Consider the following 12,031-nt stretch of genomic DNA (forward strand, 5'->3'; position numbering starts at 1 on the left):
TCGCAGATCTTTAACAATATGATTTATTTGTTCTTTTTCTTTTGTCGGCGGCTGGTTGACTGATTTAGTAGTCAACATTGAGGCGAATCGCTTGGAAGGAGATATTTGAATAGATATTTCAATACGTTATAAAGAAGCAGTCGCAGCCCGCACGGGCTGCGCGGATAGAAACAGTGTCGGTGTCATAGGCTTCATCGACCGACAGGGTCGCAGCCCGCACGGGCTGCGCGGATAGAAACCGCCACGGCGGCCGGGCAATCGCAGAGTCTGTCCAGGTCGCAGCCCGCACGGGCTGCGCGGATAGAAACGTCTAAAGTCCTCCAGTCGGCAGCGTGAAGGACGCGTCGCAGCCCGCACGGGCTGCGCGGATAGAAACCCGCCTCCCATTGGAATGTTAGCGACGACGTGACTGTCGCAGCCCGCACGGGCTGCGCGGATAGAAACAATCCCTTGGCCGAACTGGACATTGGCGGCGAACGTCGCAGCCCGCACGGGCTGCGCGGATAGAAACCTTCCCTCTAGGAGATTGTCAGGGAGACAACCAAGTCGCAGCCCGCACGGGCTGCGCGGATAGAAACGCCAGTCTCAAGCGGCTGCCGGTCATCGAGGAAGGGTCGCAGCCCGCACGGGCTGCGCGGATAGAAACCTGGGCATGTTGCCCAATCGGTTTAACCCGCGTTCCGTCGCAGCCCGCACGGGCTGCGCGGATAGAAACGCTGAGGTAAATCATCAGATCGCCAGTGATCTCGTGTCGCAGCCCGCACGGGCTGCGCGGATAGAAACGACTATGACGCCGACGGCCTGGGCTCAGGCGTACGTCGCAGCCCGCACGGGCTGCGCGGATAGAAACTACTATCGGGGTTAGCAGTCTGGCAGAGCGACTGCGTCGCAGCCCGCACGGGCTGCGCGGATAGAAACTCCATCAGCAGCGCCGTCTCGGTGACGGTGCGGAGTCGCAGCCCGCACGGGCTGCGCGGATAGAAACTACATCGTGAACCGGACGCCCTACGGCAAGTACGGTCGCAGCCCGCACGGGCTGCGCGGATAGAAACCACGCATCACCGCCGGCGTGCCAGCCCAATTGCCAGTCGCAGCCCGCACGGGCTGCGCGGATAGAAACTCCTGCTCGACGCCATACTGTGCGGCGCCATAAGGTCGCAGCCCGCACGGGCTGCGCGGATAGAAACTCCTGCTCGAGCTTGGTGGTGGCATCGCCGAGGTCGTCGCAGCCCGCACGGGCTGCGCGGATAGAAACTCCAGCATGCCGCCCTGTTCAGGATACATGCTGACGTCGCAGCCCGCACGGGCTGCGCGGATAGAAACACCTTCCACTGGCGGGACGACCCGCGGAAGGATCAGGTCGCAGCCCGCACGGGCTGCGCGGATAGAAACAGGTTAGCGGGGGTGGGCTGGAGCTTGAGGCGTTGTCGCAGCCCGCACGGGCTGCGCGGATAGAAACTGGCCCACCTGGGCCGATGCCGTGACCCTGCCCAAGTCGCAGCCCGCACGGGCTGCGCGGATAGAAACACCCAGTGGAAGCTAGGCTGCTGGGTCATGAGGTGGTCGCAGCCCGCACGGGCTGCGCGGATAGAAACCAGCAGCACCGCGCCGGCGGTGTAGCCCTGGTGGCGTCGCAGCCCGCACGGGCTGCGCGGATAGAAACTCCGGGTGAATCAAGATCGGCACGCCATCGTGCGGGTCGCAGCCCGCACGGGCTGCGCGGATAGAAACATGGTCAGCTGGAGTTGCGAGACGTACATGCCGCGTCGCAGCCCGCACGGGCTGCGCGGATAGAAACTCGACCTGGCAGACCGCCTGCAATGGCCTTGTGAGGTCGCAGCCCGCACGGGCTGCGCGGATAGAAACTTCACTACCACCACCAGCGGCAACGATCCCGTAAAGAGTCGCAGCCCGCACGGGCTGCGCGGATAGAAACTTCCCTTGCCAAGATCATCAAAGACATGATCGACAAGTCGCAGCCCGCACGGGCTGCGCGGATAGAAACTGCGGGGCCGGCACCAGCTGGGGGTATGTGATGGGTCGCAGCCCGCACGGGCTGCGCGGATAGAAACGCGGCCGAGCACATCTTGATAGATCGAGCCGATGGTCGCAGCCCGCACGGGCTGCGCGGATAGAAACGCCACGGTCGACGAGGCGCCCTTCGCGGAGCCTAGTCGCAGCCCGCACGGGCTGCGCGGATAGAAACTTCGGGGCGATGACGACGCCGCCCACGTTGACGTCGCAGCCCGCACGGGCTGCGCGGATAGAAACTCCAGTACCTATGGTGCCTCTCATGTGAGTAGTACAGTCGCAGCCCGCACGGGCTGCGCGGATAGAAACACATGAGAAGGCCCGCTCCTGCAGGCACAGGTAGTCGCAGCCCGCACGGGCTGCGCGGATAGAAACATGTTCATTCGATCGCAGACCGCGACATGACTGGTCGCAGCCCGCACGGGCTGCGCGGATAGAAACGCCGTGTGGTAGTCGTAGGACTGCACCATCACGGCGTCGCAGCCCGCACGGGCTGCGCGGATAGAAACCCACCGATGGTTCTCCGGTGACACGCGCCGCTGACGTCGCAGCCCGCACGGGCTGCGCGGATAGAAACGTGAACACCTGGCCGCCGGAAGTGAGCATGTTGGAGTCGCAGCCCGCACGGGCTGCGCGGATAGAAACACGTAGTCCAGTTGTCGAGCGAGGAAGATGCCCTCGTGTCGCAGCCCGCACGGGCTGCGCGGATAGAAACGTCTCGCCCTCGAACACCCTCACGGCCCGGGACAGGTCGCAGCCCGCACGGGCTGCGCGGATAGAAACTCATCGTAGCGGGCGCCGATGGGCACCCGGTCATGTCGCAGCCCGCACGGGCTGCGCGGATAGAAACAAGTACACCACCTACCTGTTCGGCACTGGCGCCATGTCGCAGCCCGCACGGGCTGCGCGGATAGAAACTGTGCCATCGTTGGCCAGCCCGATCCCAGCGACATAGTCGCAGCCCGCACGGGCTGCGCGGATAGAAACTGGTCGCTGTAGCCGTTCCAGCGGTAATGCTCGGTCGCAGCCCGCACGGGCTGCGCGGATAGAAACAACGTCATTTGCATCTGCCGTAAACGGGATATCTCGTCGCAGCCCGCACGGGCTGCGCGGATAGAAACAGCTCGCTGATGGCATCGCGCATGGCGTCCGGGTCGTCGCAGCCCGCACGGGCTGCGCGGATAGAAACTATTATAACCAAGGTGGCTACACCGCCGCCGAGGCAGTCGCAGCCCGCACGGGCTGCGCGGATAGAAACTTCCGTGATGAGCGCGGCGCCATGGGCATCAATCGTCGCAGCCCGCACGGGCTGCGCGGATAGAAACCTCGTGGATCTCGCTCATGCCGCCTCCTTCTCGTGTCGCAGCCCGCACGGGCTGCGCGGATAGAAACTACACGCACGCCGACGACAAGGTGGACGACCTCCAGTCGCAGCCCGCACGGGCTGCGCGGATAGAAACCTGGGCATCGAGGCGATCCGTGGCTGCCTCGTCGCGTCGCAGCCCGCACGGGCTGCGCGGATAGAAACATCACGACTCTGAGGTTGGGGTTAGGGTTACACTTGTCGCAGCCCGCACGGGCTGCGCGGATAGAAACCTCGCCCAGGCTGTTGAAGCCCTGCTGGAAGTTGGGTCGCAGCCCGCACGGGCTGCGCGGATAGAAACCCCAAAGAAACGCCAACACCACCGGCGAGACCTGGTCGCAGCCCGCACGGGCTGCGCGGATAGAAACACACCTCCGCCCGGTCCAGTTGGTCACGTACGCACGTCGCAGCCCGCACGGGCTGCGCGGATAGAAACACGCCGGGCGCGACGTGGGAGACGTTCGAGTTCAGTCGCAGCCCGCACGGGCTGCGCGGATAGAAACTCGTCATACCACTCGGCGTCATTGGCATCCTTGGGTCGCAGCCCGCACGGGCTGCGCGGATAGAAACTCCGAGACCAGGCTCAACGCTATTGGCCGGACGCTCGTCGCAGCCCGCACGGGCTGCGCGGATAGAAACTCCACGACGACCTGGTCATCAAATCGATCCGCTTCGGTCGCAGCCCGCACGGGCTGCGCGGATAGAAACACCGGCGACGCTTACGTCGATACGCTGCAGATCAAGTCGCAGCCCGCACGGGCTGCGCGGATAGAAACAGCGGCATCGATTTCGATGCCTCTGGGCTGATCGAGTCGCAGCCCGCACGGGCTGCGCGGATAGAAACCACCCCATGCGGCGCAACCGATCATTGATCGTCGTCGCAGCCCGCACGGGCTGCGCGGATAGAAACAAAAGCAGCTCGACGCGCACCGTGCCGGCGGTGCGTCGCAGCCCGCACGGGCTGCGCGGATAGAAACACCACGCGGCCGGTGGCCTTACAGCGCTTGGCGATGTCGCAGCCCGCACGGGCTGCGCGGATAGAAACAACCGTAAGCGTGACGAGCTCCAGAAGATCCTCGCGTCGCAGCCCGCACGGGCTGCGCGGATAGAAACGCCTGGATCAGTTGTTGGGCTGCATTTGCCAATCGTCGCAGCCCGCACGGGCTGCGCGGATAGAAACACATGCCCGGATTGCGGGGCCAATGCCTGGGGAAAGGTCGCAGCCCGCACGGGCTGCGCGGATAGAAACTTCAACCTGCACGATACGCCGGTTGGTCGAGACAAGTCGCAGCCCGCACGGGCTGCGCGGATAGAAACGTCCAAAGTGATGCCTATCTCCTCAGCTTCAGCCGAGAGGTCGCAGCCCGCACGGGCTGCGCGGATAGAAACGATCGCTCGCCGCGGACTACCAGATATTGTGGTGGTCGCAGCCCGCACGGGCTGCGCGGATAGAAACACACGGGTAGGCCGCATCCCCTGCACTGCCCCGAGTCGCAGCCCGCACGGGCTGCGCGGATAGAAACGTCCAAAGTGATGCCTATCTCCTCAGCTTCAGCCGAGAGGTCGCAGCCCGCACGGGCTGCGCGGATAGAAACTGAGATCGGCGTCGATACCAAGGACCATGCGCATATGTCGCAGCCCGCACGGGCTGCGCGGATAGAAACGGGTTCGACATCGCGCGGATGGATGACGAGTCCCGTCGCAGCCCGCACGGGCTGCGCGGATAGAAACACCCACAGCGACCACGCATCGCCCAAAGCCAGCTGGTCGCAGCCCGCACGGGCTGCGCGGATAGAAACTCGCGCACACCGGCGGTCATGAACGGCCCCGCGCTGTCGCAGCCCGCACGGGCTGCGCGGATAGAAACAAGGCGCGCGCCCTGGCGATGATCAAGGGCATCAAGTCGCAGCCCGCACGGGCTGCGCGGATAGAAACCGCCTGTATCCGGTAGGATGGACGCACATTCTTGGTCGCAGCCCGCACGGGCTGCGCGGATAGAAACAACGTCAAGGCCGTTTGATGAATCGATGAATAGTGTCGCAGCCCGCACGGGCTGCGCGGATAGAAACTCCTGCACCGCCTGGCGGATCTGCTCGCGGGCCTGTCGCAGCCCGCACGGGCTGCGCGGATAGAAACAAAAAGGTGACAGTCCAGATGGATTGACGCATAGAAAAGTCGCAGCCCGCACGGGCTGCGCGGATAGAAACATTGCTGAAAAGCCCGAGCTAGGTCGAGCGATCGCGTTTCGCTCTATAAGGATTGCGCGGATGAAAGAATATGCAATCATTTGATTTTTATGGAAAAATCAATGCGTGGCGCCATGGTGTGAAAAGATGAAAACACATTTTGCGGCTAGACCGGCCAGCAGTATTAACAGACTGTATTGGCATGCGGTCTAGCCGCACCATGGTGAGTCATTTATCCACACAATGCGGTGGGCCGCGCAGATGAAATGCCTTACTCCATCACCCCCTTCAACCGATCCGGGAAGTTGGTGAACATCCCGTCCACGCCCCAGTCCAGCAGCCGCTGCATCTCTTCGGGGTCGTTGATGGTGTAGGGGTGCACCAGCAGGCCGTTGGCGTGGGCCTGTTCGACGAAGCTGGCGTCGATGACGTCTTCGCCTTCGTAGGTGACGTTGGGGCCGATGCCCACGGCGTAGTCTGCGATGGCCTGGAAGTCGGCGTCGCTGATCTCGGCCGGGTCCGGGGTCACGCCGGTCCACTCGGCCAGGCCGTCGCCGTCCTCTTCGGGGTAGTACCACACCAGCTGCACCAGCGGGATGTCGGCGTTGAGCTCGTGGATCTGCTGCAGGCTGTCCTGGCTGAACGACTGGATGACCACCGAGCCGGATTCGACCAGGCCTTCGGCTTCGAGGGTCTCGACCAGGGCACGCTGCAGCTCGGGGTAGCGCTCGGGCGACTTGGTCTCGATGTAGTAGCGCACGTCGGTGCCGTATCGGTCGATCACCTCGTCGAGGGTCAGCAGCTCGGCGCCGGCGTAGGCGTCGTCGGCGTGCTCGGGGTGGGCCTGGTTGAACCAGGAACCGGCGTCCAGCGCCTTGAGTGCCTCGAGGGTGTGCTCCTTGACCCGGCCTTCGCCGTCGGTGGTGCGGTCCACGGTGTCGTCGTGGATCACCATCAGCTTGCCGTCGGCGCTCATGTGCAGGTCCAGCTCGAGATAGTCGGCGCCCATCTCGCGGGCCTTCTCATAGGCCGGCCAGGTGTGCTCGGGGGCGTGGCCGCTGGCTCCGCGGTGGGCGATGACCTGGAAGTCCTGCAGGTCGGCGAGCTGCTGCTCGAGGGCGTCGGCCTGGGCCGCGAGCGGGGTGGCGAGCCCCAGGGCCAGGGCGGTGGCGAGCGGCAGTCGAAGCGCGATATTCATAAGCGTCCCTTTATTGAATGGTCGTGCAATAACGTAACGTCCCTGTCGCCGGCTGGCAAACGCTCGTTCGAGAGCGCATGGCTGTCAGCGGCGCTTCGACATGCTTACATGGCAGGGTGACAGCACCGAGACCAAGAGGAGACACCCCGTGAGCACGACGACCCCCTATGAACAGGCGCTCGCCGCCCTGGATGCCCTGCATGCGGAAGATCCGCGCCGGGTAGAGGTGGCCGGGGAGACGCTGCCCCTGGAACTATGGCATGCGGGGCGAATGAGCGCCTGGCTGGAGGCGCTCGACGAGGCGCCTGGCGAGCTGGTGCGCCTGGCGGTGCACAACCAGCATCTGCAGCGCTGGCAGGTGCCGCGCGGCGACTATCCGGAGGGCCGGGTGGGCTACCTCACCTGGCGGCGTGACCAGGGCAAACGCGCCGGCGAGACGGCGGCCCGGGCGATGCGCGAGGCTGGCTACGCGGAGGACGACGCCGAGCGGGTGGCGGCGATGATCCGCAAGCAGGGCCTGGGCCGCGACGAGGGCACCCAGGCGGTGGAGGACTGCGCCTGCCTGGTGTTCCTGGAGAACTACTTCGCCGATTTCTCCAAGCAGGTCGACCACGATCATCTGATCCGCATCGTCCAGAAGACCTGGAAGAAGATGTCGCCCCAGGCCCACGAGCTAGCCCTGGGGCTGCCGATGAGCGACGAGGCGCGGCGCCTGGTGGAGGAAGCGCTGGCGGGATGAGCGGAGCGCGCGCCGCCGGCCAGGCGCATGAACGCCGGCCGGCGGTGCAAGGATCAGGCCCGTTGGGGCTCCAGCACCTGGCGATGCAGCGACTGGCCCGATGAGTCCTTGAGGGTCACGGTCAGCGTCTCGCTCTCGCCGTCCAGGTCGACCTGGCCGAAGAACTGATAGCCGTCGGAGGGCGGCAGGTTGGCCTGTCCTTCTGGCGGTGCCTTCTGGAACACCACCTCGGGGCCGAAGGTGGCATCCAGCTCGCCGGGGCCGAAGGTGCCGGCGTGCAGCGGGCCGCTGACGAACTCCCAGAACGGCGCGAAGTCCTTGAAGCTCGCGCGCTCCGGCGAGTAGTGATGGGCCGCCGTGTAGTGCACGTCGGCGGTGAGCCACACCACGTTGTGGATCGCCTCGTCGCGGATCGCCTTGAGCAGCCGGGCGATCTCTTGCTCGCGGCCCAGCGGCTGGCCGCCCTCGTCGTTGGCCACGGCCTCGAAGCGCTCGCCGTCGCGTACCACCAGGCCGATCGGCATGTCGGAGGCGATGACCTTCCAGGTGGCCGTGGAGTCGCGCAGCGCATTCAGCAGCCAGCGCAGCTGCTCGGCGCCGAGCAGGTCGGCGCCGTTGGCCTGGCGGTTGCGGTCGTTGGCGGCGCGGAAGGTGCGCATGTCGAGCATGAACACTTCCAGGCCGGGCCCGTAGGGAAAGCGGCGATGGATGCGCCCGGGTGCCTCCGGGCGCTGGCGCAGCGGCGTGTACTCCAGGAAGGCCCGGCGGCCGCGAGCGGCGAGCAGCGAGGCGTTCTTCTCGGTGTAGCGGTCGTCTTCCAGCAGCTCGCCGGGATACCAGTTGTTGGTGGTCTCGTGGTCGTCCCACTGGGCCAGCATCGGCACCTCGGCGTTGAGGCGGCGCACGTTGGCGTCCAGCAGGTTGTAGGCGTGCTGGCCGCGGAACTCCTGCAGGGTCTCGGCCACCTTCAGCTTCTCCGGCGTCATCCGGTTGCGCCACAGCGTGCCGTCGGCGAGCTCGACACTCTCCTTGAGCGGGCCGTCGGCGTAGACGGTGTCGCCGGAGTGGATGAAGAAGTCGGGGCGCTGGTCGAGCATGGTGGCGTAGGTGGTCATGCCGCCGCGCGCTTCGTCGATGCCCCAGCCCTGGCCGGCGGTGTCGCCGGACCACACGAAGCGCACGTTGCGCCGGATTTGCGGGGGCAGGCGCAGCCGGCCGGTGACCGGTTCGCTGAGCGCGCGATGATCGCCCAGGGCGGCGAAGCGCACGCGGTAGTGGACCTCGTCCATGCCGCCGAGCCCGGTGGCATCCAGCTTGGCGGTGAGGCCGCCGGCCGGCAGCGCCTCGGGGCCAACCAGATGGCGGGCGGCGCGGAACTCGGGGTTGTCGGCGAGCTCGATCATCATCCGCGCCGGACGGTCGACCCGCGACCACAGCATGGCGCGGTCGGCGAGCATGTCGCCGCTCATCACGCCGCCGTCGATGACCGGGCGCCGGCCTTCGGCCAGCACGATGGAGGGGGCGACAAGGCCGGTGCCAAGGGTGGTGGCGCCGGCCAGGCCGAACTTGAGTATGCCGCGTCGCGTCATGCGCATGATGGATTCCTTCCTCTGGGCTTGGGTTGCCCAAGATGATGCTGGCGGGGCATGACGACGGCTTGGCAGCCGTGTGAACCCATGGTGACCGTCGCGTGACGGGGCGATGCCAACTTGACAGTTCGGCCGGTATTGCCGATATTTGCAATTGATAATCGTTATCATCAATTGTGCCTATCGGGAGGGTGACATGGCTTATCACATCCAGGCGGCGTCTCGTGGCGCCACCCCGACCCTGCAGATCTGCGACGTCAGCGCGTGCTCGGTGCGCATGGCCTGGGAGCCGTGCGTGGCATCCGGCGACGAGGATCCGGACCTGGCCGAGCTGCGCCGCGATGAGGCCATCGCCGAGCATCTGCGGAGTTTCCTGCGTACCACCGAGCGCTATCTCAAGGGGGAGTTGGATGAGGCGCCTCGGTTAGGCGCCTGGCGACATCGCTGACGGGTGGCCTGCCGCGCTCAGCCGGCGTCGAGCCGCACCTCCAGGGTGTCCTCGCTCTCGCAGGGCTTGCCGTGGCGCAGTGTGAGGCGCCGGGCGGTGAGGTCCATGACCACTGCGAACAGCGTCTCCATGCGCTCCTCCGCCGGCTGGTCGGGATTGAAGTGGCGGCAGATCGAGAACGGAGCGTTGTCGTGGTCGGAGAGGATCTCGAACAGCCGCGCGGCGTCGATGGTCGCGCCCAGCGGCAGCCGGTCGTGCAGCAGGCGGTCGATGCGCGCCAGCCGCAGCCGGGAATCCGGGCGGGGGAAGTCCTCCACCTGGCAGGTGGCGGTCTCGGCGTAGAGGTGGTTGGTGTGGGTGACCGCGCCGCCGCGTGGCTCCAGCACGCCGGGCAGGCCGGGGTGCACCTCGAAGCCGGTGGCCCGGCCGTCGCCACCGGCGATCAGGAAGTGGGCGGGGGAGCAGACCCGGTCGTGGCTGGCCACGCGGATCGCCTGGTCGACGTCCTCCGCCTCGAGAATCTTGCGCAGCGCCACGTGGATCGGCAGCCCCTCGCCGCAGGTCCGCGAGCGGATGGCGTTGAGGCACACGCCCACGCCGCGCGCGTTCATGCCGATCTTGGCCACCATGCCGGCCTCGCCGATGCTGACCAGCGCCGGGGCGCCCTCGGGGTGCAGCTCCAGGGCCACCACGTTGTGCAGCTGGTCGCTGCGCCAGTCCCAGTTCTGGGCCAGCCACTGGGTGCCGTCACGATTCACCGAGAAGGCGGTGCAGCCGCCGCTGGCCTGGGTCAGCGAGATCTCGCTGCGGCAGTTGAGGGTGAGGATGTCCTCGAGCTCGAGGCCGGCGCCGCGCGCGATGCCGGCCATCTCGTCGAGGATCTCGGGGAAGCCGCGCTCGATCATCGGCAGGAAGCGCTCGGCGGTGCGCCGGGCCTCGGCCCAGCCGATGCCGACGAAGTCGTGGAACAGCCGGTCGTAGACCTCGAGGCTGTGGGTGATCAGGGTGGCGTGGGCGCGGCCATGGGCCTCGCCGAGCTCGCTTCGGGAGCCGGAGAAAACGCTGAGCTGCATGGTGACCTCCGATGCGGGGCATCCTGAGGTCACTTTAGCATGCGCCGAACGGGCGAGGGTGCCCGTTCGGCGCGCCATCAGCTCTTGCGGGGCGCGTTGTAGACCGCTTCGTCCAGCTCGCCTTCGCTCTTGCCGACCAGGGTGGTGACCATCAGGTCGCCGGCCACGTTGACGCTGGTGCGGGCCATGTCGAGGATGCGGTCGATGCCGGCGATCACCGCAATGGCTTCCAGCGGCAGGCCGATCTGGGCCATGACGATGGACAGCATCACCAGCCCCGCGCCCGGCACACCGGCGGTGCCGATCGAGGCCAGGGTGCCGGTGACGATGATCATGCCGTAGTCCATCAGGCTCAGGTCGACGCCGACCAGCTGGGCGATGAATACCGCGACCACGCCCTGATAGATGGCGGTGCCGTCCATGTTGATGGTGGCACCCACCGGCAGCACGAAGCCGGCCACGCCCTCGGAGACGCCGAGGTTGTTCTTGGCGCAGCGCAGCGAGATCGGCAGGGTGCCGGAAGACGACGCTGAGGAGTAGGCCACCACCAGGGCGTCGAGGATGCCCTGCAGGTAGCGCAGCGGGTTCAGGCGGCCGAGCAGGGCCAGCAGGCCGGAGTAGACCAGCACCACGTGCAGGGCGCTTGCCAGGTAGGCCACGCCGATCACCTTGGCCAGCGGCAGCAGCACCTCGAGGCCGTAGCTGCCCGCCACGTGGGCGATCAGCCCGAACACGCCGATCGGCGCGAAGGCCATGACGATGTTGGTCAGCTTGACCATGGCCTCGGCGAAGCTCTCGAAGACCTTCACCACCGGCTCGCCCTTGTCGCCGATCAGGGTCAGCGAGATGCCGAGCCCGATGGCGAACACGATGATCTGCAGGATATTGCCGCTGGCCAGGGCGTCGATGGGGTTCTGGGGCACCAGGCCGACCAGGATCTCGGTCAGGCCCGGCGCTTCCTTGGCCTCGACGCCGGACTCGAAGCTCATGTCCAGGCCCACGCCGGGCTGGAACAGCCAGGAGGCGAGCAGACCGATGGCGATGGCGAAGGCCGTGGTCACCAGGTAGAGCGCGATGGTGCGGGCGCCGATGCGGCCCATCTTCTGCGGGTCGCGCATGGCGGTGATGCCGACCACCAGGGTGGAGAACACCAGCGGCACGATCAGCATCTTGATGGCGTTGATGAAGATGTCACCGAGCGGCTTGAAGAGGCTGGCGTCTTCGCCGAGCAGGGCGCCGGCCAGTACGCCGAGCGCTAGGCCGGCGAGGATCTTCTGCCACAGGGGGATACGCCGCCAGCGGCTCTCGCCGGCGGTGGTGGTGGAATGAGACAAGGGTGACTCCTTTCTGTGATTTCGCCTTTTGGCAGCAATAATCAATGCCGGGCGGCGATTCTACAGAAAG

Annotated in this window: 6 protein-coding genes and 1 CRISPR repeat array; of the genes, 2 read left to right on the forward strand and 4 right to left on the reverse strand. The window is 66.2% G+C overall.

All coding sequences use genetic code 11. The features are described from left to right. The first annotated feature begins 139 nt into the window (after positions 1-139). Positions 140-5,601: direct repeats of the CRISPR family, unit length 33 nt; unit sequence GTCGCAGCCCGCACGGGCTGCGCGGATAGAAAC. Between the two features lie 250 nt (positions 5,602-5,851). Next, complete coding sequence (locus ACGTN6_RS15680) at positions 5,852-6,778, reverse strand: glycerophosphodiester phosphodiesterase (RefSeq protein ID WP_394593302.1); 927 nt, start codon at positions 6,776-6,778, stop codon at positions 5,852-5,854. Positions 6,779-6,926: 148 nt separating this feature from the next. On the opposite strand from ACGTN6_RS15680, the gene ACGTN6_RS15685 reads away from it, so the two are divergent. Further along, positions 6,927-7,517: a DUF4202 domain-containing protein gene (locus ACGTN6_RS15685; RefSeq protein WP_394593304.1), complete on the forward strand. Its 591-nt coding sequence runs from the start codon at positions 6,927-6,929 to the stop codon at positions 7,515-7,517. Between the two features lie 53 nt (positions 7,518-7,570). Here the strand turns inward: ACGTN6_RS15685 and ACGTN6_RS15690 are convergent, their stop codons facing one another. After that, positions 7,571-9,112: an alkaline phosphatase D family protein gene (locus tag ACGTN6_RS15690; protein ID WP_394593306.1), complete on the reverse strand. Its 1,542-nt coding sequence runs from the start codon at positions 9,110-9,112 to the stop codon at positions 7,571-7,573. A gap of 190 nt (positions 9,113-9,302) precedes the next feature. On the opposite strand from ACGTN6_RS15690, the gene ACGTN6_RS15695 reads away from it, so the two are divergent. After that, positions 9,303-9,554, forward strand: a complete 252-nt coding sequence (locus ACGTN6_RS15695) for a hypothetical protein (RefSeq protein ID WP_394593308.1) — start codon at positions 9,303-9,305, stop codon at positions 9,552-9,554. Between the two features lie 17 nt (positions 9,555-9,571). Here ACGTN6_RS15695 and ACGTN6_RS15700 read toward each other — a convergent pair whose 3' ends face one another. Continuing rightward, positions 9,572-10,627, reverse strand: coding sequence for a C45 family autoproteolytic acyltransferase/hydolase (locus ACGTN6_RS15700; protein ID WP_394593310.1), 1,056 nt, complete (start codon positions 10,625-10,627; stop codon positions 9,572-9,574). Between the two features lie 77 nt (positions 10,628-10,704). Next, a complete protein-coding gene (locus ACGTN6_RS15705) occupies positions 10,705-11,961 on the reverse strand; it encodes a dicarboxylate/amino acid:cation symporter (RefSeq protein ID WP_394593312.1) in 1,257 nt (418 codons plus the stop codon). Positions 11,962-12,031 lie beyond the last annotated feature (70 nt).

Source organism: Halomonas sp. B23F22_20, assembly GCF_043496985.1.
Taxonomy (GTDB): Bacteria; Pseudomonadota; Gammaproteobacteria; order Pseudomonadales; family Halomonadaceae; genus Halomonas.